Source organism: Staphylococcus sp. TE8 (assembly GCF_000692055.1).
Lineage (GTDB): Bacteria > Bacillota > Bacilli > Staphylococcales > Staphylococcaceae > Staphylococcus > Staphylococcus capitis.
Map to the genome: position 1 here is coordinate 250,423 of NZ_JMGB01000002.1, position 26,722 is coordinate 277,144.

The 26,722-nt window shown below is 34.1% G+C and carries 25 protein-coding genes and 1 pseudogene; 10 read left to right on the plus strand and 16 right to left on the minus strand.

Translation table 11 applies throughout. The features are described 5' to 3' along the window. Positions 1–70: 70 nt before the first annotated feature. Positions 71–892: a membrane protein insertase YidC gene (gene yidC, locus CM54_RS07640; RefSeq protein WP_002432847.1), complete on the plus strand. Its 822-nt coding sequence runs from the start codon at positions 71–73 to the stop codon at positions 890–892. A gap of 95 nt (positions 893–987) precedes the next feature. Here the strand turns inward: yidC and CM54_RS07645 are convergent, their stop codons facing one another. The 4 genes from CM54_RS07645 to CM54_RS07660 form a co-directional block, all read right to left on the minus strand. Next, positions 988–1,839 carry an NAD-dependent epimerase/dehydratase family protein gene (locus CM54_RS07645; protein ID WP_037550341.1) on the minus strand — a complete coding sequence of 284 codons (852 nt, stop codon included), beginning with the start codon at positions 1,837–1,839 and terminating at the stop codon, positions 988–990. A 49-nt stretch (positions 1,840–1,888) separates the two neighbouring features. After that, positions 1,889–2,362: a DUF1440 domain-containing protein gene (locus CM54_RS07650; protein WP_037550344.1), complete on the minus strand. Its 474-nt coding sequence runs from the start codon at positions 2,360–2,362 to the stop codon at positions 1,889–1,891. A 140-nt stretch (positions 2,363–2,502) separates the two neighbouring features. Then, positions 2,503–3,435: a 2-dehydropantoate 2-reductase gene (locus tag CM54_RS07655; protein ID WP_002453949.1), complete on the minus strand. Its 933-nt coding sequence runs from the start codon at positions 3,433–3,435 to the stop codon at positions 2,503–2,505. A 143-nt stretch (positions 3,436–3,578) separates the two neighbouring features. After that, positions 3,579–4,979, minus strand: coding sequence for an MFS transporter (locus CM54_RS07660; RefSeq protein WP_037550348.1), 1,401 nt, complete (start codon positions 4,977–4,979; stop codon positions 3,579–3,581). A gap of 502 nt (positions 4,980–5,481) precedes the next feature. Between CM54_RS07660 and lrgA the strand changes: the two genes are divergently transcribed. Continuing rightward, positions 5,482–5,928 carry an antiholin-like murein hydrolase modulator LrgA gene (lrgA, locus tag CM54_RS07665; protein WP_002432718.1) on the plus strand — a complete coding sequence of 149 codons (447 nt, stop codon included), beginning with the start codon at positions 5,482–5,484 and terminating at the stop codon, positions 5,926–5,928. 3 nt (positions 5,929–5,931) lie between these two features. Continuing rightward, positions 5,932–6,633, plus strand: a complete 702-nt coding sequence (lrgB, locus tag CM54_RS07670; RefSeq protein WP_002453952.1) for an antiholin-like protein LrgB — start codon at positions 5,932–5,934, stop codon at positions 6,631–6,633. Between the two features lie 98 nt (positions 6,634–6,731). On the opposite strand, the gene CM54_RS07675 is transcribed toward lrgB, so the two are convergent. From CM54_RS07675 to CM54_RS07690, 4 genes are read right to left on the minus strand one after another with little or no spacing between them, the layout of a single operon-like run. Continuing rightward, a complete protein-coding gene (locus tag CM54_RS07675; RefSeq protein ID WP_037550351.1) occupies positions 6,732–7,427 on the minus strand; it encodes an ABC transporter permease in 696 nt (231 codons plus the stop codon). Next, positions 7,427–8,371, minus strand: coding sequence for an osmoprotectant ABC transporter substrate-binding protein (locus tag CM54_RS07680; protein WP_002432629.1), 945 nt, complete (start codon positions 8,369–8,371; stop codon positions 7,427–7,429). The genes CM54_RS07675 and CM54_RS07680 overlap by 1 nt, the downstream gene beginning before the upstream one ends. A gap of 21 nt (positions 8,372–8,392) precedes the next feature. After that, entirely contained in the window at positions 8,393–9,028 is a 636-nt protein-coding gene (locus tag CM54_RS07685; RefSeq protein ID WP_037550353.1) for an ABC transporter permease, read from the minus strand. Further along, positions 9,028–10,299: a betaine/proline/choline family ABC transporter ATP-binding protein gene (locus CM54_RS07690; protein ID WP_002432604.1), complete on the minus strand. Its 1,272-nt coding sequence runs from the start codon at positions 10,297–10,299 to the stop codon at positions 9,028–9,030. The genes CM54_RS07685 and CM54_RS07690 overlap by 1 nt, the downstream gene beginning before the upstream one ends. 526 nt (positions 10,300–10,825) lie before the next feature. Here CM54_RS07690 and CM54_RS07695 point away from each other — a divergent pair. Then, positions 10,826–11,878: a 2,3-butanediol dehydrogenase gene (locus tag CM54_RS07695; protein ID WP_037550355.1), complete on the plus strand. Its 1,053-nt coding sequence runs from the start codon at positions 10,826–10,828 to the stop codon at positions 11,876–11,878. A 139-nt stretch (positions 11,879–12,017) separates the two neighbouring features. On the opposite strand, the gene CM54_RS07700 is transcribed toward CM54_RS07695, so the two are convergent. After that, positions 12,018–12,617 (minus strand): YdeI/OmpD-associated family protein, encoded by a 600-nt coding sequence (locus CM54_RS07700; RefSeq protein ID WP_037550357.1) that lies wholly within the window; start codon positions 12,615–12,617, stop codon positions 12,018–12,020. A 185-nt stretch (positions 12,618–12,802) separates the two neighbouring features. On the opposite strand from CM54_RS07700, the gene CM54_RS07705 reads away from it, so the two are divergent. Both CM54_RS07705 and CM54_RS07710 read left to right on the plus strand, forming a co-directional pair. Further along, complete coding sequence (locus CM54_RS07705; RefSeq protein WP_002469890.1) at positions 12,803–14,482, plus strand: APC family permease; 1,680 nt, start codon at positions 12,803–12,805, stop codon at positions 14,480–14,482. A gap of 89 nt (positions 14,483–14,571) precedes the next feature. Continuing rightward, positions 14,572–15,924 carry a carboxylesterase family protein gene (locus CM54_RS07710; protein ID WP_037550359.1) on the plus strand — a complete coding sequence of 451 codons (1,353 nt, stop codon included), beginning with the start codon at positions 14,572–14,574 and terminating at the stop codon, positions 15,922–15,924. 39 nt (positions 15,925–15,963) lie between these two features. Here the strand turns inward: CM54_RS07710 and CM54_RS07715 are convergent, their stop codons facing one another. The 5 genes and pseudogenes from CM54_RS07715 to CM54_RS07735 all read right to left on the minus strand — a co-directional run. Continuing rightward, on the minus strand, positions 15,964–17,139 hold the full coding sequence (locus CM54_RS07715; protein ID WP_037550361.1) for an MFS transporter: 1,176 nt from the start codon (positions 17,137–17,139) through the stop codon (positions 15,964–15,966). Between the two features lie 140 nt (positions 17,140–17,279). Further along, on the minus strand, positions 17,280–18,056 hold the full coding sequence (locus CM54_RS07720) for an ABC transporter permease (RefSeq protein ID WP_002432324.1): 777 nt from the start codon (positions 18,054–18,056) through the stop codon (positions 17,280–17,282). Then, complete coding sequence (locus CM54_RS07725; RefSeq protein ID WP_037550364.1) at positions 18,049–18,711, minus strand: ABC transporter ATP-binding protein; 663 nt, start codon at positions 18,709–18,711, stop codon at positions 18,049–18,051. Before CM54_RS07725 ends, CM54_RS07720 begins: the two co-directional genes overlap by 8 nt. 151 nt (positions 18,712–18,862) lie before the next feature. Beyond that, positions 18,863–19,378 carry a CPBP family intramembrane glutamic endopeptidase gene (locus CM54_RS07730; RefSeq protein WP_231469427.1) on the minus strand — a complete coding sequence of 172 codons (516 nt, stop codon included), beginning with the start codon at positions 19,376–19,378 and terminating at the stop codon, positions 18,863–18,865. Positions 19,379–19,424: 46 nt separating this feature from the next. Further along, a pseudogene (locus CM54_RS07735) lies at positions 19,425–19,949 on the minus strand (CPBP family lipoprotein N-acylation protein LnsB); the annotation flags it as partial. 158 nt (positions 19,950–20,107) lie between these two features. Here CM54_RS07735 and CM54_RS07740 point away from each other — a divergent pair. Then, on the plus strand, positions 20,108–21,685 hold the full coding sequence (locus tag CM54_RS07740) for an FMN-binding glutamate synthase family protein (protein ID WP_023351166.1): 1,578 nt from the start codon (positions 20,108–20,110) through the stop codon (positions 21,683–21,685). 73 nt (positions 21,686–21,758) lie between these two features. Here CM54_RS07740 and CM54_RS07745 read toward each other — a convergent pair whose 3' ends face one another. Next, entirely contained in the window at positions 21,759–22,223 is a 465-nt protein-coding gene (locus CM54_RS07745) for a YehR family lipoprotein (protein ID WP_037550370.1), read from the minus strand. A gap of 189 nt (positions 22,224–22,412) precedes the next feature. Between CM54_RS07745 and CM54_RS07750 the strand changes: the two genes are divergently transcribed. After that, entirely contained in the window at positions 22,413–23,489 is a 1,077-nt protein-coding gene (locus tag CM54_RS07750) for a M42 family metallopeptidase (RefSeq protein ID WP_037550372.1), read from the plus strand. 22 nt (positions 23,490–23,511) lie between these two features. Then, complete coding sequence (locus CM54_RS07755; protein ID WP_037550375.1) at positions 23,512–23,703, plus strand: hypothetical protein; 192 nt, start codon at positions 23,512–23,514, stop codon at positions 23,701–23,703. Positions 23,704–23,797: 94 nt separating this feature from the next. On the opposite strand, the gene CM54_RS07760 is transcribed toward CM54_RS07755, so the two are convergent. Further along, the gene (locus tag CM54_RS07760; RefSeq protein WP_037550377.1) at positions 23,798–24,616 is read right to left on the minus strand and encodes an SDR family oxidoreductase; all 819 of its coding nucleotides are present in this window, start codon (positions 24,614–24,616) and stop codon (positions 23,798–23,800) included. A gap of 281 nt (positions 24,617–24,897) precedes the next feature. On the opposite strand from CM54_RS07760, the gene CM54_RS07765 reads away from it, so the two are divergent. After that, positions 24,898–26,433, plus strand: a complete 1,536-nt coding sequence (locus CM54_RS07765; RefSeq protein WP_037550380.1) for an AbgT family transporter — start codon at positions 24,898–24,900, stop codon at positions 26,431–26,433. Positions 26,434–26,722: the final 289 nt, after the last annotated feature.

Consider the following 26,722-nt stretch of genomic DNA (forward strand, 5'->3'; position numbering starts at 1 on the left):
TACTTTGTACGTAATTTTTTGTTAAAATTCAATTATATTGTTAGAGATAGAGATAAAAAGGAAGATGACTATGCACAAACGACTTGCTTTAATATTGTTAAGTTTAATAATATTTTTAGCCGGCTGTGATTACTCGAAAAAAGAGAATCAAACAGGCTTTTTCTATAATTTATTTGTTAAACCAATGGACAGCTTACTTCACTTTTTAGGCAGATTATTTAATGACAATTATGGTTTAGCTATTATTGTTATTGTTCTTATTGTACGATTTATATTACTACCTTTAATGGTAATTCAAGTGAAAAATATGCATATGATGCGTGAGAAAACGAATGTGGTAAAACCAGAATTAGATGCGATTAGAGAGAAAATCAAAAAGGCTGACACTCAAGAAGAACGTAATGCGGCTAATCAATTATTAATGAAGAAATATAAATCATATGGAATTAACCCTTTTAAAAACATGATTGGATGCTTTCCGGTAATTATTCAAATACCAATACTAATGGGGTTATACATGAGTTTGAAATATCCAACAAGTGATGGAATCACTAAGTATCCTCATTTCTTGTGGTTTAACTTAACTGAACCAAATTTAATTATGACAATTATCGCAGCTAGTATGTACTTTATTCAACCATTAGTCAATTCAATTCATTACCCTAAAGATCAAAGAAAAACATATTATGTAATTATGGTAGTTTCGCCGATATTCATTACATATGCTTCTTTAACTTCCGCTTCAGCACTTGGTCTATACTGGAGTATCAGTGCAGCATTCCTAATAGTTCAAATGCATCTTGCACACTCTTATTATGGAAAACAAGCTAAAAAAGAAGCAGCCAAACTTAAAGATCAATTAGAACTAAACCAAGCTAATAAAACAGAGTAATAATTTGAATTAATAAACCATATAAATAGCACTATTTAGAGCGTGAAGACATCTATACAGAAGACGAACTAAACACTCTAAATAGTGCATTTCTTTTATTCTATAGGATTCATACCATCTTTCCACGTTGAATAGATGAGTTTACCACCTTGTGCTTTGAATTTGTCATTCGCCACACCTCGTTCAAATGGTTGTGCGGGTTGTATTGTTATTTTTGGATTAACCTGTAATTGATTCTTATACCATTCAGCAAAATCAGAACCTTTTACAGGTTCATCGTCTGCTACATTGTAAATACCATTATCAAAATTAATCGCTTGAATAGACGTTTCTACAGCATCATCAAGATGCACAAATGATGTAACACCATCGCTTAATGTAACATCGCCGTCGATAAATTGGTTATAAATCATGCCATCTTTGCCATACCAAGTTCCTGGTCCATATAACCAACCAAAACGTAAAACAACATATTCTCCTAGACGTTTAGTTTCATTTTCAAGACCTTCTACGCCATCGACTGTGACTTTTCTATCTCCGGTAGAATTATAGTCTAAAGGCGTTTCTTCTGTAGCTAATCCTTCACCAGCTTCATAGGTAAAAGCAATGCTCTGCGCGATTACTTTTCTAACGTTATGCTTAATTGCAGCATCCATTAAATTTTTAGAACCATCAATTCTCACTTTAGTATTCGCACTCATATCTACATTTTTTAAATCAGTAATTTGATTGATAATGATTTCAGGTTTAAAAGCTTCTATAGCTGCATCAATTGTGTCGGCTTTAAGAATATCACCGACATAAGGTTGCACACCTGCATTTTCCAATTTCTGTTTACCATGTTCTGATGTAGTAAAACCTGCGACTTCATGTCCCTCTTCTTTAAGACGTTTTACTAATTTCGTGCCAATTAAACCTGTTGCTCCTGTTACAAATATTTTAGTCATTTTATTCACCTTTTCTTTCTATTTTTTAAAATGAATTTCCTCAATAGCTTTATTTTAAAGCTGATCTAACGTAATCAATAGTATTCATCCAAACAATATGACCTAATAATTCAGAAATACGTTCTTCTTTAGGTAACTCATCAATTTCAGGAGTTAAACCTACACGAGGTAACAAGTATTCATGAAATGCAATATTTATAGCTATGCCAAATAAACTCCCTCTTAAAACAGTTACTTTGGAATATCTTTCAGCAAGAATCGCATATGCGAACGCATGTGCAATTGAAAAGCCATAATGAATGCCCATCACAGCTATTGGTATTTCATTTTGATTGTAGTTATAAGTAGCATGTTTAACCTTCTCAGGTAAGCCTAATTGATTTAATAATGTCATAGGTGGCGGCTCTTCTTCACGTTCAGGAGTTCTCGGCGGTACTAACGCTTCCCATCCCATTTTAATAGCGCCTCCAATGAAGCCTCCAACAAGGCCTGTAACCATGATTCTTTTACATGTACTAGACATCATAACATCTCCTTTTTTACTCAGTTTTGTGTTTACCCTTTTCAAAAAAGCTAAAGCATATTGTAAAAAAAGAAGTAGCACATCGATTAACTTCTTCATCATCTTATAAAAAAGTTAAAACAAATGTCCTACTTTATTATTTATTGTGCATTTAACTGGCTTTCCTTTGAATGAATCAGATTTGTCACAAATTCATTCACTGGAGCGGGTATATGATTTTCTTTGCCTAATCGTGCAACTGCACCATTAATATAGTCAATTTCAGTTTTACGATGATCTTTGATTAAATCTTGATACATAGAAGGATAGTGCGGACCTACCTTTTCATTCAAGTCTATTAGATATTCAAATACTTCATCAACATTAAGGTGAACATGATCAGATGTTGCAACATGAACAATTTCTTGTGTTAATTTATAAATTAAATTTTTGGCATAGCTACTTTCATTTAAAGTGGCTAAGTTACACTCCAAGATACTGCACAATGCATTCGCTGTGCCGTTAACACAAATCTTCTTCCAAATTGATTGATGTAAATCTTCGCTTACGACTCCATTTAATTCACTTTGATTGAGGATATCTACGATAATTTTTACGTTATCGATCCCCTCTGGAACAAGACAACCAACTTCTACGGGACCGCTTCCCATAAGGTGAGTATGACCCGGAACGTCTATACCCGCTGTCCATGTAGTGACACCACGAACAATACGGGCATCTTCTACATAATTGCGAATGAGTCGTTCATGTTTTAACCCATTCATCGTACAAACCACAATGGTTTCTTTATGAATATGAGGTTTGATTGCATCTAACACTGACTCTAATTGCATAGATTTAGGAAATAAAAATATAACATCGTAAAGTTCATTTGACGGAATTTGTGAGAGACAATGCATAGGAATGTCAAAATGATATCCCTCACCATTAATATCAATATGTAAGCCTTCCTGTTGAATAGATGTGACTTGGGGTTCCCAACCATCTATAAGAGATACGTCATAACCATTTTGAAACAGTTTGGCTCCAAACCCACTTCCAAGTGCGCCAGAACCCGCAATTGCTATTTTCATTCCTTACATCCCCTTTATTAAGTGATATTATTTTTAAACTACTACTTAAAAGATAAAGCGTCAATGCACATTTGCTCTTTTTTCTAAATTTTCTGTTAATTTTTATTTTAGAAAATGGATGGCCAATACGCCATCCATGATTTTTATAAATTTGATTGTTTTTTCGGAACTAAGAACAAGATAGCTACTAGAGCGAGGAGTGCTACAATTGCGTTAAATATCACACCCATAAAACCACCGAGTGATAAATTTAATTGCGCAGCAAGCACACTATAAACTGTACTTGAAATAGCGACACCAAAGGCATTCCCTAAAGAAGAAGCCATTTTGTATACACCTGAAGCTACACCTACTTTTTCGTCTGGTGCTTGAGCAACAGCTGTATCTGTTGAAGGCGTCGCATAGATACCTAGACCAGTACCAAATAATAAATACCCTACAACACTCGCTGCGATGTACCATGCGTCAGGTAAAAATGTTAAAGAAAGTAGAATTAAACCTATAACTGTAAAACCACTTCCCATAAGTAGTGGTCGTTTAGGTCCTAATGCTTGTAAAATCTTTTCACCTACACGAATCATAATTAATACCGCTACTAAATATGTAAGTGAAATATAGCCTGTTTGTTGAGAATTAAAATCTAATTGCTGTTGATAATAAGTGTTAACCACAATTAACGTACCACCTGCAACACCATTTAACATAAAGTTTGAAACTGTTGCACCGGTATAGCCTTTATTTTTAAATAAATCAAAGTCAACAAGAGGATGTTTGATTCTATTCTCATACATAACGAATACGATGAGTGAGATAACGAAAACGGCAATTAAACCTAATATAAGTGGAGACATCAAGCCATAATTAGATGTTTGAGTAATAATAACATTAATACTTAACATACAAATCACTAAAATGATTAATCCAATAACATCAAATTTCTTAGGTTCCAGAGGTTTATTGCCGATAGGTTCAGCTTTCGTCTCGGGAGTATGTTTCATTAAAAACATTGCTAATATCGTCAAAATAATAGAGATAATAAAAATAGAACGCCAGCCAAAATTTGTCGCCATTAATCCACCAAATAATGTACAGACGCCACTACCACCCCATGAGCCAATAGACCAATAACTGAGCGCGCGTTGTCTAGCTGTGCCGATGTAATATTCATTAATAATCGCTAACGTCGCGGGCATTATACATGCAGCAGAAAGTCCTTGAACTGCACGACCAATAATTAATAGACTCGGTAATGGTGTAATAATGATAAGAATTGAACCAATGATATTTAATGCTAATCCAATATATGTAAGTTTAACGCGTCCAAATTTATCCGCGATATCACCGGCACCAACAATAAATAAGCCAGAAAATAATGCAGATAAACTCACAGCAATATTTATCGTACCGATATCACTGTTATAAGATGATTGTAACGGGACAACCAAGTTAACCAGTGACTGTGCAAATAACCAAAACGTGATAACTCCTAATATGATCCCTAGTAAAAGGCGGTTATCTCCCCTAAATTCTTTTGAAGTATTCATCTATCATTTATTCCTCCTACTTGAATTAGAAACCCTAAATCTGAAAGACTAACTCACTTTAAATATATTTATTTATCTTAATTAACGAAAATACCCCTGATTATTTTTTCGTAATTTTACATTAAGAAACTTTATCACATTTAAATTTACTTTTTAAATGATACCAACAAATATGGTAAAATTTTTAAATTAAGTCTTATTATGTATAGTACCTTCTATCAAGAAATGACTTCTTATAATTTTTAGAAAATTTGTAAATATAGAAACTTATTCTACACTATTTACTTTAATATTTCCATACTATAATGTTTGAACTTATAGGTTTAAGATATGTAAGGGCTTAATTTATTGATTGAATTCTTGGAACTCACAAAAATAAGTCAAAAAAATATAATTTCCATGACAATTTATTTACGTTTTTAGTATTATTTCAATAGAATTACCCTTAAAAAATAAATACATATTACAATGTGTTTTATAGAAAGCAAAGGAGGAATTAAAGTTGTCAAACTCTAATTCAAATAAGGAAGATAATAAAAACCCCCAAGAGAAAACATATAATGTTTTTCAACAAGCCTTAACACTGGCAGTTATTTTATTAATTTCTAAAATAATCGAATCATTTATCCCGATTCCTATGCCAGCTTCAGTTATTGGTTTAGTATTATTATTCATCGCTCTATGCACTGGCATAGTCAAATTAGGACAAGTTGAATCTGTAGGAACTGCTTTAACTAATAATATTAGTTTCCTTTTCGTTCCAGCTGGTATTTCAGTTATTAACTCATTACCAATCTTAAGTAAGAGTCCTGTTTTAATTATTTTATTAATTATTATTTCAACTATTTTATTACTTATTAGCACTGGTTTTGCTTCACAACTTTTAGTTACGAAATCACTTTTCCCATCTAAAGAAAAAAATGAAGAAACTAGTCAAATCGGAGGTTAAACAATGCTTGATCATTTAGGAATTCACACACCATACTTTGGAATATTACTTTCATTAATTCCTTTCGTAATTGCTACATACCTATATAAAAAAACAAATGGTTTCTTCTTATTGGCACCATTATTTGTCAGTATGGTTGTAGGAATTGTGTTTTTAAAGGTAACTGGCATTAGCTATCAAGATTATAAAATTGGTGGTAATATCATTAACTTCTTCTTAGAACCGGCTACTATTAGTTTTGCGATACCTTTATATAAAAAACGTGATGTATTAAAAAAATACTGGATTCAAATATTTGGTGGAATTGCCATAGGTACAGTCGTAGCACTTATTCTAATATACCTAGTTGCTAGATTATTCCAATTTGGTTCTCAGATTACAGCATCAATGCTACCTCAAGCAGCAACAACAGCAATCGCTTTACCTGTATCTGAAGGCATTGGCGGAGTAAAAGAATTAACTTCCTTGGCTGTTATTTTAAATGCAGTAGTTATTTCTGCACTAGGTGCTAAAATAGTTAAAATGTTTAGAATTTCAAACCCCATTGCGAGAGGATTAGCTTTAGGTACTAGTGGCCACACTCTGGGTGTAGCTGCTGCTAAAGATTTAGGTGAAACAGAAGAATCTATGGGAAGTATCGCCGTTGTTATTGTAGGCGTAATTGTCGTAGCTGTTGTACCTATTCTCGCACCAATCTTATTATAAATTTTTAAACTTTATAATATAAAAATAGAGCTACATTTCCTTATACTTTTAATAGGAAATGTAGCTCTTTATTATTAACAATTACAAATCACTGAATATTATCCTAATTTTTGAACTTGGTCTTCTTGTGACTGAGTTTTTTTATTTTTGCGAGTTGGATCTAAACGCTTCTCTAAAAAGCGTAATCCAATGTCAATAATTATAGCGATTAATGCAATAGGAATGGCACCAGCTATAATGAATGTTGTTCCATCTGTAGAATTTGTACCACGAATGATAATATCCCCAAGTGTTGGCGCACCTATAAATGAACCTATCGCTACAATACCAATTGCTACTACAAGTGCGATTCTAATACCTCCAATAATCACAGATAATGATAAAGGAAGCTCAATCATTCTTAAAATTTGGTTGCCCGTCATGCCCATACCTTTACCCGCATCTTTAATGTTATCATCAACTTCTACGATACCCGTGTACGTATTTTTAATAATTGGTAGTAAAGAATATAAGAACACGGTCACAACAACAGTAGTTGGTCCTAGACCCATAGCTAACATTAGAATCGCTAGCATCGCAATGGCAGGTACTGTTTGGATAATGTTAGCAATCGTAATGATTGGCCATGATAAGCGTTTATATTTCGCTATAAAAATCCCAAAGGGTATACCAATGATACAAGCGAATAACACACCATAAACAGACATAAGTAAGTGTTTAAAGAAAAGTTCTAAAAGGAAGGCCCAGTTGAGTGAATAATACTCTAGGATTGAATGCAATAAATTGCCTTTCATTATTTTTGCCCTCCTTTCTCATCATCAAAATAATGATGTTTCTTCAAGTACTCTTCCGCAATCACGGCAGGTTCTTTGCCTTTACCATCCGCTTCATAATTTAATTTTTGCATTTCTTTAGTATTAATTTTACCTTGTAGTTTTTTCAATGCTTTATCAATTTTAGGATTATCTTTAATTAATTTCTCCGTAGCTAGAGGACTGCCATCATATGGTGGGAAGAATTTACGATCATCTTTTAAGATTTTTAAATCATAGGCTGCAATACGCCCATCTGTAGAATATCCTACTGCTACATCTAATTTTTTATTTTTAAGTGCATCATAAACTAAACCAATTTGCATTGGACGAGCACTATCAAATTTAAAGCCATAATCCTTAACGAATGCAGGATAGCCATCTCCTGCACGATTCATCCATTGCGTATCCATACCTAAACGCAATTTATCTTTATACTTTTTAAGATCTGATACTTTTTCTAAATGATATTTCTTAGCTGTTTCTTTAGTAACCATAAAAGCGTATGTGTTAGCAAACCCTAGAGAATCATAATATTTTTGATCATATTTCTTTTTAAATAAGCGTTGCGTTTCTGACATCGCCTTTTTAGGGTCCTTCGTCGGTTTAGCATCAAGTACACTTGTTAGTTCCGTACCTGTGTATCGAACTGACGACATATTCACATCTCCGCGTTGTAACGCATTATGCTGAATAATACTTGATCCTAAGTTACCAATTAAAGTTGGTTTGATTTTGCCATTTGTTTCATGCTCAATCATTAATTTTTCCATATTACCAATAATTTTTGTTTCACTTGTTTCAGTCGTCGTAATTTTTACATCATCTTTTGCATTGCCATCACCAAGGCCTGGCAAACTACACCCAGATAATACTAAGAGGGACAATGCAATGAGAATGACTGTATATTTCATATGTTTCTTCAAAGACGTTTCCTCCCTTTTTAATTATCTAGATACTCTGAGACCTTTAGGCACTGCCCACTTTTCAACTAATGAAAGTAAGAAGTCAACAATTAACGCTAAAAGTGTTACTAAAATAGCTGCACTTATAATCATAGGTGGTTGATAAAGATTTAAACCGTTAAATACCAAGTCACCTAATCCGCCAGCTCCGACATAACTTGCAAGAGTTGCCCAACTAATAACATACACACTTGAAAGTCGGATACCACTAATGATAAGAGGTAATGCAAGTGGTAATTCAACATCTTTCATTAATTGCATCTTCGTCATCCCCATACTTTGACCTGCTTGAATAACATTTTTATCAATATTTTTTACACCTAATACTGTATTATTCAAAATCGGTAGTAAAACATAGATAAATAAAGCTACAATAGCCGGTGTCTTACCTACACCAAAGATAGGAATCATAATTGCTAATACTGCAAGTGTTGGTATTGTTTGGAGTACACCTGCAATGGTTAATACAACATTAGCTGTGCGAGTCGTTTTAGAAAGTAAAATACCCAGTGGCACCGCTACAACAATTGCTATTAGTAAAGCAATAATTGAAATATAGAAATGCTCAATTGTTTTCGATATGAGTTGACCGCCGTATTCTTGAAAGAATGCTCTCATTATTGATCAACTCCCGTTTTCTGAGTATCATCAGGCTCATTAGCTCCTTTATGTGAGTCAGACTCTTGAGCTACGTTAGCCTCTTGCTCCTCTTGAACACGGTTGTGGGTAGGATGATTATTTAAATGAGATGAGTCATTCCTTAAGCCCTCATCACTCTCACCCCAAATTGAATCGTAAACAATGTCCACTAAGTTTGCACGAGTAATTAAACCAATTAATTCATTATCATCACCCACTACCGGTACGTTTCTTACATTACGTTTAAGAATCGTACGCACTGAATCTTGTAATTTTGAATCAATATGTACCTTATAAATATCACGTTGCATTGTATCAATTAATTCTTTTTTTGCTCTTAAACCTTGATTGATATCTTCAATATCTAAGAAACCTAATAATTTATTATGATTATTCACGACAAAGATGGTATCCACTCGACGTTCTCTCATAATATTAACTGCATCATTTAATGAATCATCCGCCTGTACTGTTACAGGTTTAATCATCGCACCTTCTACCGTCTTCATATTCGGACGATCTTGTATTAAACGATTTTGACCGATAAAGTCTTTAACGAAGTCATTCGCAGGATTTCTTAATATATTATCTGGTGTATCATACTGCACAACTTGCCCTTTAGACATGATACAAATTTTATCTGCCAGCTTAATCGCCTCATCCATATCATGTGTAACGAAAATAAATGTTTTACCAAGCTTTTGTTGTAACTCTTTAACTAAGTCTTGTAACGTATCTCGAGTTATAGGATCAAGTGCACCAAATGGTTCATCCATTAAAATGATATCCTGTTCAGCAGCAAGTGCACGCACTACTCCAATACGTTGTTGCTGTCCACCTGACAATTCAGCTGGATAGCGATCTAAGTATTCTTCAGGTAAATCGACTAATTTAATTAATTCTTTTGCCTTACTATCTTTCTTCTCTTTAGACCATTTTAAAAGTTTAGGTACTAAAACAATGTTCTCTCGAATGGTCATATGTGGCATTAAACCGATTTGTTGAATGACGTAACCAATGCTACGGCGTAATTCTACTGGATTCATATTACGTACATCCTTACCATTCATCGTAATCTGACCGTCAGTCGCTTCAATCATACGATTAATCATACGTAATGCGGTCGTTTTACCACTACCACTTGTCCCAATAAAGGCGATAAATTCACCAGATTCAATATCCAAGGAAATATTATCAACTGCTTTTTTATTCCCTGAATAAATTTTGGTTAAGTTTTTAATACTTAACATAGTTTTGTTCCCCTTTCCAATTGTTAAAGTGACGAAGTTTCCTCAAATTTCAAAAAATAAAAGGCCTCAAGAGCAGTTGTTAAACAAATAGGTTCATAAGTTAAACAAGAGCACAGAGGCCTTTGCTTTTAAAATTTTGAATATGTAATATTTCACATAATTATGTTAGTAATCTGAATATCATACTAACACTAATATGTGCACACGTGAACTTCGGCAGTTATATAAGTCTATACCCTATATTAATTTATTAAACATCAGTCAACTTACAAAGTCATATTTTTCTATGTTAACTTTTTTATAAAATAGAGCCTAAATAAATATTTACCATCTAAAAGTTAAATTTCGATGAAAAAATAAATCAAACCGCAAAAATTCGTGAATTTTTTCACATAAATTTGCTTTAACCTATTGAAAACATACTATAATAGTATTATTCTCAAAGTGTGATAAGAATTATTACACCAAATGAAAGACTAAAGATGTAGTTTCGATGTCAAATAAACAATTGAGGGGTTGTTAAATTATGAAAGCAGCAGTCTGGTATGGACAAAAAGATGTTCGTGTAGAGGACCGCGATCCAAAAGTATTAAAAGATGATGAAGTTCAAGTGAAAGTCTCATGGACAGGTATTTGTGGTACAGATTTACATGAATATTTAGAAGGACCTATTTTCATTTCAACAGACAAACCTGATCCGTTGTTAGGTCAAAAAGCACCTGTAACATTGGGTCATGAGTTTTCTGGCGTAGTTGAAAACGTTGGTAAAGATGTCACACGTTTCAAAAAAGGTGACCGAGTTGTCGTAAACCCAACTGTTTCTAAACGTGAAAAAGAAGAAAATGTTGATTTATATGATGGTTATTCATTTATAGGTTTAGGTTCAGATGGAGGGTTTGCAGAGTTTACTAACGCACCTGAAACAAACGTGTATCATTTACCTGACAATGTATCAGCACGTGAAGGCGCACTTGTTGAACCTACAGCTGTAGCTGTTCAAGCTGTTAAGGAAGGCGAATTATTATTCGGTGACACAGTTGCGGTATTTGGAGCTGGACCTATTGGTTTACTAACTGTTATAGCAGCTAAAGCAGCTGGTGCAAGTAAAATCTTTGTCTTCGATCTATCTGAAGAACGCTTAGAAAAAGCAAGAAGCGTTGGAGCAACTCATACCTTTAACTCTGGAAATGTAGACCCAATAAAAGCTGTATATGATAACACTGAAAATGGTGTAGATGTTTCATTCGAAGTAGCTGGTGTTGGTATTACATTACAACAATCTATTGAAGTGACACGTCCACGTGGTACTTCAGTTATCGTAGCTATTTTCGGTCACCCAGTAGAATTTAATCCTCTTCTTCAAATGAATAGAGGGGTTAAATTAACTACTACAATTGCCTATACACCAACAACTTTCCAACAAACAATCGATTTAATCGCTAATGGCAGTTTAAATGTTAAAGATGTAGTTACCGATGAAATTGAATTAGAAAATATAGTCGAAAGTGGTTTCAATCAACTTGTTAATGATAAATCGCAAGCTAAAATTTTAGTCCGTTTAAATGGTGATCAAAAATAATTCAACAATTAGAGTGAAATAAATAAGCGAACAGGGTGGAATCTGTTCGCTTTAAAGCTGTCGGCATGGTCTCTGACGATGTCGACAGTTTTTTATTTATGCTTAGAGAATAAAATCATGCGCCTGCTCTTTCTTTTCATCACTTATCTTGCATGCCTTTTCCATTTAAAATATGCTCATAATACTTTTCAATGCGATTAATTCTAGTTTGACTACGTTTCGCTTGTGAAATGTGATATATGTACTGATGCTGACGACCTGGAGTCAGATTATCAAACGCCTCTTTAAATTGTGGATTTTCTGAGAATTTTTCCTCTAACTCTTCAGGCACTTCATAATCTTTAGTTTTCTTCATTTCAACTTTCTTACCTGCTTTTTCAGTTTGAATGGCTTCATTTATATAAAATAAAATCTCATCTTTTCGTTCTTTAATTTCGTCTAAACTTTCAAAACGCAATTGACGGGCTGCTTGAACTTTCTCAGTTTGTTGCACTAACGTATGATATTTATCCTCTAAGATAGCCCCTTTATGAAATAGTAGTGCTACATAATGTTTAAAACCATGAATAAGCACTACATTCTTATTATTTAATGTGTAACATGGGTGCATCCATTTATATGTTTCTTCAAGTTCAGTTTCTTCAAAAATTAACTTTCTCAAATATTTATAACACGCCTGCCATTGACTATCTTTTTGTAAAAATTGTTCAACCTTTTCATTTTTTTGTTTATTCATCATTAGCTACCCCCTTCAATCCTTTTATTAAATATTATTAGCTATTGTATAATTAATTTTCAGAAAAATCTAATTATGTAACGTTAATTAAAATTTTACAAAAACACAATTTGACTATTAATTAAACTCGCGTATAATTGTACCAGTAATTTGTTGAAAAATCTTTCAGCACATAAGAAGGAGTAAATATGGAAAATAAAAATAAATCAAAAAGTAGTAAGATTAACCTCTCGCAACTCGTCTTACTAGGGCTTGGTTCATTAATCGGTTCTGGTTGGTTATTCGGAGCATGGGAGGCATCTTCTATCGCTGGTCCAGCCGCCATTATTTCATGGATCATCGGTTTCATAGTTATTGGAACGATAGCTTATAACTATATTGAAATTGGGACAATGTTCCCACAATCAGGTGGCATGAGTAATTATGCTCAATACACACATGGATCACTACTTGGATTCATAGCAGCATGGGCTAACTGGGTTTCACTCGTAACAATTATTCCAATTGAAGCTGTTTCAGCTGTACAATATATGAGTTCGTGGCCTTGGGAATGGGCTAAACCTATGGGAGCTTTAATGAAAGACGGCTCAATCAGTACAATTGGTTTATTCGCCGTTTACGTTATTATCGCAATATTCTCCCTTTTAAACTACTGGTCTGTCAAACTATTAACTTCTTTCACTAGTTTAATTTCAGTGTTTAAATTAGGAGTACCTTTATTAACTATTATTATGTTAATGATTTCTGGATTTGATACAAATAACTATGGTCACTCAGCAAGTGCATTTATGCCATATGGTAGTGCACCAATCTTCGCTGCAACGACTACATCAGGTATCATTTTCTCATTCAACGCATTCCAAACTATCATTAATATGGGATCTGAGATTAAAAATCCTGAGAAAAATATCGCTCGAGGTATTGCGATTTCACTTACATTAAGTGCAATCTTATACATTGTACTTCAAAGTACGTTTATTACATCAATGCCAAGTTCAATGATTCATGAACATGGTTGGAATGGAATTAATTTCAATTCACCTTTCGCAGATATGGCAATTTTATTAGGTATCAATTGGTTAGCAATTCTACTTTATGTTGAGGCTGTTGTTTCACCATTTGGTACAGGTGTATCATTCGTAGCTGTTACTGGCCGTGTGTTACGCGCTATGGAAAAGAATGGTCATATTCCTAAATTCTTAGGTAAAATGAATGAACAATATAATATTCCACGTGTAGCAATTGCATTTAACGCAATCATCAGTATGATTATGGTTACACTTTTCCGTGACTGGGGTACATTAGCAGCTGTTATTTCTACAGCAACATTAGTAGCATATTTAACAGGCCCAACAACAGTTATTTCATTACGTAAAATGGCACCAAAAATGACACGTCCATTTAAAGCAAATATATTAAAATTTATGGCGCCATTATCATTCGTACTTGCGTCACTAGCAATTTATTGGGCTATGTGGCCTACGACTGCAGAAGTTATTTTCATTATCATTTTAGGTTTACCAATTTATTTCTTCTATGAATATAAGATGAATTGGAAAAACACTAAAAAACAAATCGGCGGTAGTTTATGGATTATTATTTACTTAGTCGTACTCGCATTCTTATCATTCATCGGAAGTAAAGAATTCAAGGGTATGAACTGGATTCATTACCCATGGGATTTCTTAGTTATCGCAATTGTAGCTTTAATCTTCTATCAATTAGGTACAACAAGTTACTTCGAAAGTATTTACTTCAAACGTGCCAATAAATTAAACAAGAAGATGGGCGATAAATTAAGAAAACGTCGCAGAAAAGCAAGACGTAAAGACTGGAAAGAAAGAGATCGTCAAGAACAAAATAACTAACGCATAACTTATAGCGCTCGAGATGAATGTCTCGAGCGTTTTTTTTAATGGTATAGTTTAAATTAAGAGAATGATAAGGAGATGGGAATGTGGTTAAAGTAAATATCAATAAAGGAACGGTTATTGGAACAAGTGACGATCATATCGATACATTTCTAGGTATACCTTATGCCCAATCATTTAATTCTAAGACACGTTTTCAACATTCACAGTTATACAACATTATCGATGAAATGATTGATGCCAAGAAAGCTAAACCTATTCCTCCCCAACCTTATAATTCACTTGAAGATTTCTTCTCAAATGGTGTTCAGACGTTTGAAACTTTTAAACAAGATGAGAATTGTCTTTATCTTAATATTTGGCGAGCAAGTAATACCAAAAATTTAAAACCCGTTGTTATTTATTTCTATGGAGGAGGATTTACTCAAGGGCACGGAACAGCAGATTTATACAATCCCTATCATCTCGTAGAACAAGAAGATATTATTGTTATTACCTTCAATTATCGTTTAGGTGCTCTAGGTTATTTAGACTGGTCTTATTTCAATAATCATTATGATTACAATAATGGTATGTCTGATCAAATCAACCTTTTAAAATGGGTACACCATCATATTGCCTACTTTGGTGGTAATCCTCAAAACATAACGTTGATGGGTCAATCTGCAGGAAGTATGAGTATAATGGCACTCATGCAAATACCAGAATTAGACCAGTATTATCACAAAGTGATGTTGCTCAGTGGCACATTACACAGTGATTCTCCTCTAACTGCAAATAAGAAGGCGCAACAATTTGAATCTTTAGTTCACATGCATTATCTTGATAAATCAATTGAATCATTAACTAGTAATGAAATTTTAGATTTAATGAGATTACATAAAGTAGAACGAGGGCCATCGAGAAGTCTTGATTTGATTTATCAACCTATCCAAAGCCCTGAAATGACACGATCTGTAACTGCATTTTCAAAACCAGTATTCGTTGGTTTCACGAATTCTGAGGGAGATATTTATATAGAGAATGATTCACGGAAACTGTCACCATTGCGCTTTAAAGAAATCATGCGCTTATTCGATATTCCCATTTTAGAAGATGTTCAAAATGCACAACAACAAAGAGAAGTAATAACGACATCTTATTTTAAAAATATGGCATTGAACTTTCTACAATCTTCGCATTCTCAACACAAATGGTTAGCACGTTTCGACTGGTGTAAACCTAAAAGCATTCATTTTAAATCTGCTTACCATATTCTCGATATGATATTTTGGTTTGGCAACTTAAATATTTTATCAGCAAATAACTATCATTATACGCAATCAGATATTCAATTAAGTCATGACATGATGGCAGATTTAGGTCACTTTGTAAGATATAATAAAATGCCTTGGTCTAAATACCATGAAGATACTGAATACTTTCATATATATAAATAAACCTGAAACGCTCATCCACTAACATGAGCGATTCAGGTTTTAATTTTTAGCGTAATGAATATTCTTTAAAGTTAAAACAACAATAAGTCCGAGTAAGCCAATTATAGCACTTGTATAGGTTATGGCTTGAACATTAATATGAGATATCACTAATCCTCCAACGATGCCACCAAAACCAATACCGGCGTTCAGACATGACATATTCCAACTCATTACTTGGCTTGTATCACCTTCAACGTGTTCAATAATCCCACTTTGAATCGCAGGGTTCGTACTCCACTGCATAATATTCCATACAAACAATCCAATGAGTAGAATAACAGTTCCTGCAAGTAATTGGTTTAACACAAGCATCATGATAATGAAGATTGATACTGATATCATCAACCAACGCTTACTTGTAATTTTATCTGCAAAGACTCCGCCGAGTGATGTTCCGATTACTCCAGCAACACCGTTGACTAACAATGCTAGAGATACAAAAGATAACTCGTGTCCCTTAGACAAAATTAATGGGTTAATATACACAAAAGTGACTGAGTTTGCTACTAAAACTAAGAAAGTGATAATTAAATATTTTACGATTTCCATAGGACGTAAGATACGTGAAGGTGTTTCGGAATCATGGTCCGATGAATGATTAGAACGATTGGCATGTGCTAATTCGCTTTCTTTAGGAAGATAGATAATCATCAATATACCTACTAAAACACTAACTGCCATAATAAATAGAAATGTAAAGCGCCAACCAACCCAATCACCTACCATTGTTCCAATAGGGACACCAAATACGTTAGCACCACTAAATCCTGTATACACAACCCCTATCATCTTACCTCTATTCTTCGGTTTCGTTAACATTGCAGTTAGGGCTAAGACCTTAACAATGATTAATGATGCTGCAGCTGACGATAGTATACGTCCTATAACTAAAATAGTGAAATTCGGTGCAATTGCGATGATTCCGTTACCAATGATAAAGGTGAATAACGTCCATAATAAAACTGGTCGTACAGCAAATCGATTCGTTAATTTAACTAAAATCGGACCACAAATTGCAAATGTCAACGCGTACATCGTAACTAGCTGACCTATAACCGCTTCGGAAACATTAAGATCATGGCTCATTAAATTCATAATACCAGCTACCATCATCTCCACCATTCCCACGATAAACACACTCAATATAAAAGTGGCAATACGCACGATAGACATAAATAAACTCCTTTCTTTTAAAACTAAATTGTATTGCAAAGGTTTGTAGCAAAAAATAAAACAGCTACAAACGCTGTAATGTTCATAACTGTTTCATTATATAATAAGAAATTATGTTTTGTGTAGAATGGATTTAGATATTATTCGTCCCCTACTACATCTGAGTTTCGCGCTATCAACTGATGTCTAGCGTTAAAGAATTGGCCATAACTCATGTAAGTTGCAATTAATGCTGACATAATCGTTGCTGTCGTATGAATAAAGACTACTAATAGTTGGAATTTAATGGCTTGTAATGGAGGTACCCCACCAATAATTAAGCCAGTCATCATCCCAGGAATAGATACAAGTCCATACGTTTTCACAGAGTCAATAGTTGGTACAATGGCCAAACGGATACTTTCTCTAATAGAAGACTTTGATGCCATCTTCGGAGTTGCTGATAGCGTTAATTTAGATTCAATACCTGAAATGTCTTGAACAAATGACCGATCTAAGTTTTGATAAGCTAAGTTAATGGCAATCAAACCATTATTCGCCAACATTCCGCCAATTGGAATAACTTCATTCGCAGTAAATTTAATCGCTCCTGTAGCTAAAGTGCCTGCTAATGGTAATGCTGTACCGATAAATATAGCTACGAATGAAATCCAGAATACGTGATGCATCACTGGTGAAGCACGACTTATAGTATTCCATGATGCATTAATTATAATCACTAGCACACATAGCATGAGTAGCCATTTTTCATTAATTTTAAAAATGTAATGTAGCAAGAATCCTAAAATAAGTAATTGTATTGCAGCTCGTATCGTTGCCACTACTAAATCTTTAATGATATGTAAACCTTCTTTATATGAAATAAAGATTGGAATCAATAATAGTAGTGCTGTTAAACATAATGCTGTATTACTCATCATTATTCAACTCCTCGTCCTTAGTGATTTTACCGTCAGTAATGGTGATTCTTCTTTTAAAATGTCTCATACTCTGATCATCACTATGAGTAATCCAAAGAATGGCTACGCCTTTTTTAGCAAAATCAAAGATAATATTTTCAATATTTTCTTTGTTCTTAGTATCTAGTGCACTTGTCGATTCATCCAATAGTAACACTTCTGGCTCATACATTAATTGACGTGCAATCGTAATTCTTTGACGTTCCCCACCAGACATATGTTCAATTTCAGCATCTAAGTCATAATCTCCCAGTCCGACTTGTTTAATAAGTTGTTTTGCTTTTTCCTTATCAAACTTATCCCCTCTTGCCTCACAAGGGAATTTCATATTATGTTCAATCGTTGAACCTATTAAGCCACTTTGTTGCATAAGATAACTTACACGTGATCTTAATTCTTCCGGCGAATAGTCATTGTAATTTTTGCCATCTAGATATAGCTCACCTTCAGTAGGACTAATTAAATTATTAAGTTGCTTAAATAAGGTGCTCTTTCCGCTTCCAGATGGCCCTATAACTGCTATGGTATCCCCTTTTTCAATATTTAAATTGATGTTGTTTAATATTGTACGTTTATCCGCTTCATATGTAAGATTCTCAACTTTTAATAGCAAGACTAACGCTCCTTTCTATGAAACTATTGTTGTTTATATTCCCTATTTTAAGTTTTATATTAACATTAAATAAATATTTATATTTTCTGAATATTATATTTATCATTAAACAAAAAATGAGTACACACTCACAAATGTGTACTCATTTACATTATAAACCCATTACCATTATTAGAAATGAAACAGCATTGTTTATAGTATGCATCGTAATGGTAGCTGCTAAATTTCTACCAGTTTTATGATAAACAAAAACGATCATGGACGCGATGATAATATAAGGTCCTATTTCAAATGGTGATTTAGCGCCCACACAATGTAAGCTAGCAAATATAAGTATCGAGACTATATACATGAGGCCGTAAGTTAATTTTTTACCTAATTCATGAATAATCAAATGTCTAAATATTAGCTCTTCAACAAAAGGTGTGAGTATAACAATATCTAGAAAAAGAAATGGCACTAACCATCCATGTGTAAACATTTTCGCTATATCTTTATTATTTTCAGTATCATTAAATTGAAACTTTTCCGGTAAAAACTGCATTAAAATCTGATAAAAAGATTCAAATACATAAATCATGATGATAGATCCTATAATTAATATAATATGTTTCTTAAGTGCTTTGAATCGTGATATAGCTATAGGTTTAATGTTGTTTTTATGCATGAGATAAAACACAATTAGTAAAATGAATGCTCCAATTACACTTCCAATAGATAAGTTGTTCAATCATAGGGCGTAAAATTACCATTGATATAAACGTAAAGCATAAGGCGATTGGGTGTAGAAATAATCCTTCCACTCGCCGTTCATATTGTGTTACACCAAATCTTAATGAAGCAGGTAGCCACTGAACAAGCCACTCAATAAGTAACATTAGCACAAATGTAATTATAACTACAATAAGTATTTGACGTACATACTTTTTAGCGTTTTTAAACTGTCTCCTTGCGACACTGGCAATATAAAACTTATGTAAGGTAAAAAACAGCATGAGCACTAAACCTTGTGCCAGAACAAAGCTTATACTTAATGAAAGGTTGTAAAACCAGTCAGGTGGTGCATGCTGTGTAATCATTGCAGTAATACCTAGTGTTCCAAAGACTACGATGATAGGTATTATACTTTGACAAAATATGTATGCTGGTATAAGTAGAATGTCTTTTTTAACAACCTTTTTACTGTTCCATAAAGGAATATGTCGTTTTCTCTCTATTGATTGTGTCTCTCTATTCATAGCTCACCTCTTATTACCTATCACTTAAACATTATCACTAAAGTACGTAAATGTAATAATTTAATTGAAATTTTAAAATTAATTTTATACGCTTTCATTGTAAAACGCATACATTGATGTATCATAATAATGAAGAAACTAGTTTAGGGGGAATGTTTATGTCTATATTGACAACGATGCAATTTATAGTCAATATCATCATAATGATTGTGCTATTAGGTATTGTTATCATGAGTTTAATTTGGCTATTTAAAGATAAAGGTCAAGATCAACATAGTGTACTTAGAAATTTTCCAGTTTTAGGACGTATCCGTTATATCTCTGAAAAAATAGGCCCCGAACTTCGTCAGTACTTCTTCGCTGATGATAATGAAGGCAAACCATTTTCAAGAAATGATTATAAACATATTGTTCTTGCAGGTAAATATAACTCTCGCATGACGAGTTACGGTACTCAAAGAGAATATAAAGATGGGTTTTACATACAAAACACAATGTTTCCATTACAAGCCTCAGAATTACATGTCGATAATTCAGATTTAATCTCAACATTTTTATATCAAATTGAAAACGAACGATTATTTAGTCGTGATGAACATAGAAAAAGATCTCAAATCGATCCTTTCTTCTTATCAGATGAACATGCAGTTGTCCTAGGACCTGAACTTAAACATCCATATAAAGTAAAACGTTTAGTAGGACAATCAGGTATGAGTTATGGTGCACTCGGTAGAAATGCTATAACTGCTTTATCAAAAGGGTTATCTAAAGCAGGCACTTGGATGAATACAGGTGAAGGTGGGCTATCAGATTACCATCTTAAGGGTGATGGTGATATCATTTTCCAAATTGGCCCAGGACTTTTTGGCGTGAGAGATAAAGAAGGACACTTTAATAAAGACATGTTTTTACAATTGGCTGATCGTGAAAATATTCGCGCATTTGAATTAAAGTTAGCTCAAGGCGCTAAAACACGTGGTGGTCATATGGAAGGCAATAAAGTTACAGAAGAAATTGCTAAAATTCGTAATGTTAAACCCCATGAAACAATTAATTCACCAAACCGTTTTGACTTTATTAAAAATCCAGAAGACTTACTCAAATTTGTTGATCAAATTAAGAATCTAGGTCAAAAACCTGTAGGATTTAAAATCGTAGTAAGTAAAGTTGATGAAATCGAAAAACTAGTAAAAACAATGGTTCAACTCGATACTTATCCAAGTTTTATCACTGTCGATGGCGGTGAAGGTGGCACGGGGGCTACTTTCCAAGAACTTGAAGATGGCGTCGGATTACCTTTACTTACCGCACTACCCATCGTCTCAGGTATGTTAGAAAAATATGGTGTCAGAGATAAAATTAAAATATTTGCATCTGGTAAACTCATCACTCCCGATAAAATTGCCATTGCGTTAGGTTTAGGTGCTGATTTAGTAAATATTGCTAGAGGTATGATGATTAGTGTTGGTTGCATCATGAGTCAACAATGTCACTTAAATACATGTCCAGTTGGTGTCGCTACAACTGATCCTAAAAAAGAAAAAGCGCTCATCGTTGATGAGAAACAATACCGTGTGACAAATTATGTAACTAGTTTACATGAAGGTCTATTTAATATCGCAGCGGCTGTTGGTGTTAATAGTCCGACTGAAATCACATCAGAACATATTATTTATAGAGAGCTTGATGGAGCTACTCAAAAAATTAAAGATTATAAACTTAAATTAATTTCATAACTAAAAAAAGAGTGCGAGATTCACGTCCCGCACTCTTCATCATCTAAAATAATTGTTCAATCAACTTCAACAATTATTCATCATTCATTTTGCTTTTCTCTTTCAAACCATTACGTTTCAATTGTTTAACTAATTTCTTCATACTTACATAATCTTTTTTCTTAGCTTTAGCAGACTCGAAACCTAAATTCTTTTTCAATTTATCTACGTCTACTTCTTTATAATCGACATCTATATGCTCGACAGCTTTTTGATCTTTGTAATCGACTTTATACGTTACACCTTTAACGCCTTTAAAAGCTTTCTCATCTTTTTTTAACATTTCTTTAGCTTGTGATTGATCAATTCCTAAATCATCATATTTAACCGTTCCAATGGTAGATTGCTTAAGTACTTCGTCATCCTTATATGTTAATGACGTAATGACATTCTTACCATTAACGTCTCCCTCATATGTCTTCGTTTGTTCCTTACTACACGCAGAAAGTGCAGCCACACTTAGAACTAACACTGCTATAAGAGAAATCACTTTTTTCATTGTTGTCGCCTTCTCTCGTCTTTTTTTCAAATAAATTATACCACCATCGATACAAATATGTTACTCATATTATTTTCCACTATTTGATTTTATTTCTTGAAAATGAACTCAAAAGCTACTGCCACATCATAAAGAATGTCACATGCATGTTATACTAAAATTGAAAACTTATTATTGGAGGAGATAGCTATGTCTGACTCAAAGGAACTACTTAAATCATTAACAGACGTTAACGGCATTGCTGGACATGAAAAAATTGTTAAATCACTAATGAAAGATTACTTAACTCCTGTAAGTGACGAGATCGTCGAGGATAATTTGGGAGGCATTTTCGGGAAAAAGCGTGCCCAAAATGGTTCAAAATCATTATTGATTTCAGGTCATCTTGATGAAATCGGATTTATCGTGACTCAAATCGATAAAGACGGCTATATTTATTTCACACCTATCGGGGGCTGGTGGAACCAAGTGATGTTATCTCAGAAAGTAACAATCACTACTGAAAATGGTAAAGAAATTAGAGGTATTATCGGTTCAAAACCTCCTCATGCGCTCTCACAGGAAGAACGTAAGAAACCAGTTGAAATTAAACATATGTATATTGATATAGGTGTAGCAAACAAAGAAGAAGCTGAAGCTGCGGGAGTAGAGCTTGGAAATATGATTACACCATATAGTGAATTTGAAACACTTGCAAATGATAAATATTTAACTGCGAAGGCGTTTGATAATCGGTATGGTTGCGCATTAGCTATTGATGTCCTCAACCGTTTAAAAGATGACAGTATTGATATCAACTTATTCGCTGGTGCCACAGTTCAAGAAGAAGTCGGTTTACGTGGTGCTAAAGTCGCAGCTAATCTTATCAAACCAGATCTTGCAATTGCAGTAGATGTCGGCGTGGCATATGATGTTCCAGGTATGACTAGTGAGAAGAATCAAGGCAACTTAGGTGATGGCCCTCTTGTTATCATGATGGATGCAACAAGTATTGCACATGATGGTTTCCGTAAACATATTAAAGAGGTTGCAGAAGCTCATCATATTCCTGTTCAATGGGCTACAACTCCTGGAGGCGGTACTGATGCTGGTAGCATTCATGTAGCCAATGAAGGAATTCCGACAATCACTATTGGTGTAGCATTAAGATATATGCATTCTAATGTTTCAGTCATGCACACAGATGATTATGAAAATTCTGTTCAACTGATTACTGAGATCGTACGCTCGTTAAATGACGACAGCTATCAATCATTAATGTGGTAACAAAAAGACAAGGAGGCAAATCATGTTTTCTAAAAATGATGATAAAAAGACAACTATTTTTGGAGCAATGAAATGTTCTAATTGTGGCAAAGAAATCAATAAAGATGAAAATCTTACAATACAAGTTAAAGCGAAAGACTTAAAAGGTTATACCCATCTAGCAAATTGGGCTGATTCGCAATATAAATTATGTGAAAACTGCGCCCAACAATAGAATAAATGCCTAAATCTGAAACGCATATAACCCCCAGTTCCTCATTTATGGAAACTGGGGGTTTGTGATTATATCATATATGATATGGTCATCATTATTTCGTTGAATTCTTCCAACTATCGTCACTTAACATTTCACCAGGCCATGTATATGCCATCACACCACCATCGATACGAATCGTTTCACCTGTAATAAATGAACTGTCATCAGAAGCAAGGAATGTCACTAGTTTACCTACTTCATCAGGCGTACCCAAACGACCTAAAGGTGTAACCCATTTTTGATTTTCACGGAATGTTTTACCCGCTTCATCTTCTGAGGTACCTGCTAAATTATCAACTAATGGTGTTTCGATTGTACCAGGTGCTATCGCGTTTGCGCGAATATTTTCACGACCATATTCAATGGCAATAGATTTTGTAAAGTTAATCACGCCACCTTTAGCAGCGTTGTAACCAGAACGATACAAGTCAGCTGCTTGACCTGAGAATGATGCCGTATTAATGATAGAGCCACCATGATCCATCATTAAAGGTAATAAGAACTTAGTTACTAAGAAAGTTCCTCTCATATCTACAGCCATAATTTTATCGAAGACCTCTACTGGATATTCATGAATACGACCCGCACCATGATCTACACCTGCATTATTAAATATCACGTCGATACGACCATATTTATCTTTAGCTTCTTCGGCAAATTGTTCTACTTGATGTTCATCGGAAATATCTACTTTATAGGCTGTAGCTTGACCACCAGCCTCATTAATTTCCTTCACTGTGTCATCTAACTTATCAGAAATGTCTAATGCTAAGACATGTGCACCTTCATTGGCTAAGACCTTTGCAGAACCTTGGCCTATACCTGTACTTGCGCCGGTTACTACTACAATTTTGTTTTCTAAACGTTTCATCGCTCGTCACTCTCCCGATTTTTTAATTCCTTCATAAAACTTTCTTCATTATTTACAATATATATCTTCCACTTTTAAATTCTTCTTAAACGCTGTTATATCAATGATATCGCTTTAGTTTATGATATTTATTTTCCGGAAAATGAACTTTAATATTATAGATAGCGTTTACATATATGTATTAATCATGTAAGCTTAGTTTTAAATTTCAGAAAATTCTTACCTAAAGATGGTATTGATGGGTATAGATTCAATAATGAATCAAAGGGGGCAAATAACTAATGGGGGCAAATGCAAAGGAGAAAAAGTCTTTCGTAAGTAAATTTTTAAATGGAGTCGAATTTGTGGGGAATAAATTACCAGATCCTGCGGTACTCTTCTTCTTTATGTGTGTAGGACTCGCAATCATTACTTGGTTTGTATCATTATTCAACGTATCCGTAAAACATCCTGGTGATGGGAAAGTCATACATATTAAGAGTATATTAAGCCATGACGGCTTCGCTTATATCATGAATAACGCGATTAAGAACTTTTCAGAATTTCCCGCACTAGGTTTAGTATTAGGCGTGATGATTGGAATTGGCGCTGCTGAAAAGTCTGGCTACTTCGACAAATTAATGATTTCAGTCGTGAACAAAGCACCAAAAAAGTTAATTGTTCCAACGATTATATTAATTGGCATATTAGGAAGTACTGCTGGAGACGCGGCAACAATTATCTTACCACCACTTGCAGCAATGTTATTTATTAAGATTGGCTACCATCCTATCGCTGGTTTAGCCATGGCCTACGCTTCAGCAGTTGGAGGTTTTGCTGCAAATTTAGTAGTAGGGATGCAAGATGCACTCGTCTATTCTTTCACAGACCCAGCAGCACGTATTGTTTCTAAAGACATTAAGACAAACGTGGCTATGAACTGGTACTTTATTGCAGCAAGTGTTGTTGTCTTGTTACCAACAATCCATTTGGTTACGACAAAACTCATTATTCCTAGATTAGGACGCTATGATGAAAGCCAGGCCCATGAAGACACAGAAGAAACATCTTCTCATATCACATCGCGAGAGAATAAAGCACTCTTTTGGGCAAACATAAGCTTTGTAGTACTCATCGTTTTACTCATTATATGCGCAATACCAGAACATAGTTTCTTAAGAAATGCGAAGACTGGAAGTCTACTCGACGATGCACCGTTAATTAATGGTGTCGGATTAATTATTTTAGTTGTGTTCTTATTACCAGGCACAATTTATGGGATATTAAGTGGAGAAATTAAAAATACTAAAGATTTAGGCAGTATGATTGCAGAATCATTAGGTTCTATGGGGTCATTTATTGTCATCGTATTCTTCGCATCACAATTACTTGCCTTTTTAGAATGGAGTAACTTAGGTGTCATTGCAGCCGTTAAAGGTGCCAAATTATTACAACATCAAAATGGAATAGTTTTAATTATAGGAATTATTTTACTAAGTGCTTTAGTCAATATGTTGGTCGGTAGCGCTTCTGCCAAATGGGGTATTCTAGCACCTATCTTTGTACCAATGCTCATCTTAGTTGGATTCCATCCAGCATTCACACAAGCAATTTATCGTGTAGGCGATTCAATTACAAACCCTATTACACCGATGATGCCATATCTACCATTATTACTTTCATATGCACAAAAGTATGATAAAAATATGAAACTCGGTACACTACTATCAAGTTTGATGCCTTACTCTATCGCCCTCACTATTGTATGGATAGCCTTTACATTAATATGGTTCCTACTTGGTATACCAGTAGGCCCCGGAGGACCAATTAAGGTGTAAAAAAGGTGTGGAAGTGAGCGGTTAGGTTGCGAGCAATTACTAGCATCAAGCGAAAACTGTTCTTTAGTTTTTGCGCGATGCGTATAATTGTTGAGCAATCTGCTCACTGAAGCCCGTCTATCAAGGTGCGGAAGTGAGCGGTTAGGTCATGAGCAATAACTAGCAATGATCTAAAATTGTTCCTCAAATTTTTGCGAGTTGTGTATTATTGTCGATTGACCTGCTCACTGAAGCCCGTCTATCAAGGTGTGGAAGTGAGCGCTTAGGTCATGAGCAATAACTAGCAATG

Excerpts from the sequence above, each read along its gene's own strand:
- CM54_RS07760 (WP_037550377.1), bottom strand. The coding sequence starts at position 24,616 with ATGAAACGTTTAGAAAACAAAATTGTAGTAGTAACCGGCGCAAGTACA.
- CM54_RS07755 (WP_037550375.1), top strand. The coding sequence starts at position 23,512 with ATGTTTTCTAAAAATGATGATAAAAAGACAACTATTTTTGGAGCAATG.
- CM54_RS07705 (WP_002469890.1), top strand. The coding sequence starts at position 12,803 with ATGGAAAATAAAAATAAATCAAAAAGTAGTAAGATTAACCTCTCGCAA.
- CM54_RS07765 (WP_037550380.1), top strand. The coding sequence starts at position 24,898 with ATGGGGGCAAATGCAAAGGAGAAAAAGTCTTTCGTAAGTAAATTTTTA.
- CM54_RS07740 (WP_023351166.1), top strand. The coding sequence starts at position 20,108 with ATGTCTATATTGACAACGATGCAATTTATAGTCAATATCATCATAATG.
- CM54_RS07730 (WP_231469427.1), bottom strand. The coding sequence starts at position 19,378 with ATGCATAAAAACAACATTAAACCTATAGCTATATCACGATTCAAAGCA.
- lrgB (WP_002453952.1), top strand. The coding sequence starts at position 5,932 with ATGCTTGATCATTTAGGAATTCACACACCATACTTTGGAATATTACTT.
- CM54_RS07685 (WP_037550353.1), bottom strand. The coding sequence starts at position 9,028 with ATGAGAGCATTCTTTCAAGAATACGGCGGTCAACTCATATCGAAAACA.
- yidC (WP_002432847.1), top strand. The coding sequence starts at position 71 with ATGCACAAACGACTTGCTTTAATATTGTTAAGTTTAATAATATTTTTA.
- CM54_RS07715 (WP_037550361.1), bottom strand. The coding sequence starts at position 17,139 with ATGTCTATCGTGCGTATTGCCACTTTTATATTGAGTGTGTTTATCGTG.
- CM54_RS07660 (WP_037550348.1), bottom strand. The coding sequence starts at position 4,979 with ATGAATACTTCAAAAGAATTTAGGGGAGATAACCGCCTTTTACTAGGG.
- CM54_RS07695 (WP_037550355.1), top strand. The coding sequence starts at position 10,826 with ATGAAAGCAGCAGTCTGGTATGGACAAAAAGATGTTCGTGTAGAGGAC.
- CM54_RS07720 (WP_002432324.1), bottom strand. The coding sequence starts at position 18,056 with ATGAGTAATACAGCATTATGTTTAACAGCACTACTATTATTGATTCCA.
- CM54_RS07700 (WP_037550357.1), bottom strand. The coding sequence starts at position 12,617 with ATGATGAATAAACAAAAAAATGAAAAGGTTGAACAATTTTTACAAAAA.
- CM54_RS07745 (WP_037550370.1), bottom strand. The coding sequence starts at position 22,223 with ATGAAAAAAGTGATTTCTCTTATAGCAGTGTTAGTTCTAAGTGTGGCT.
- CM54_RS07645 (WP_037550341.1), bottom strand. The coding sequence starts at position 1,839 with ATGACTAAAATATTTGTAACAGGAGCAACAGGTTTAATTGGCACGAAA.
- CM54_RS07690 (WP_002432604.1), bottom strand. The coding sequence starts at position 10,299 with ATGTTAAGTATTAAAAACTTAACCAAAATTTATTCAGGGAATAAAAAA.
- CM54_RS07650 (WP_037550344.1), bottom strand. The coding sequence starts at position 2,362 with ATGTCTAGTACATGTAAAAGAATCATGGTTACAGGCCTTGTTGGAGGC.
- CM54_RS07655 (WP_002453949.1), bottom strand. The coding sequence starts at position 3,435 with ATGAAAATAGCAATTGCGGGTTCTGGCGCACTTGGAAGTGGGTTTGGA.
- CM54_RS07675 (WP_037550351.1), bottom strand. The coding sequence starts at position 7,427 with ATGAAAGGCAATTTATTGCATTCAATCCTAGAGTATTATTCACTCAAC.
- CM54_RS07750 (WP_037550372.1), top strand. The coding sequence starts at position 22,413 with ATGTCTGACTCAAAGGAACTACTTAAATCATTAACAGACGTTAACGGC.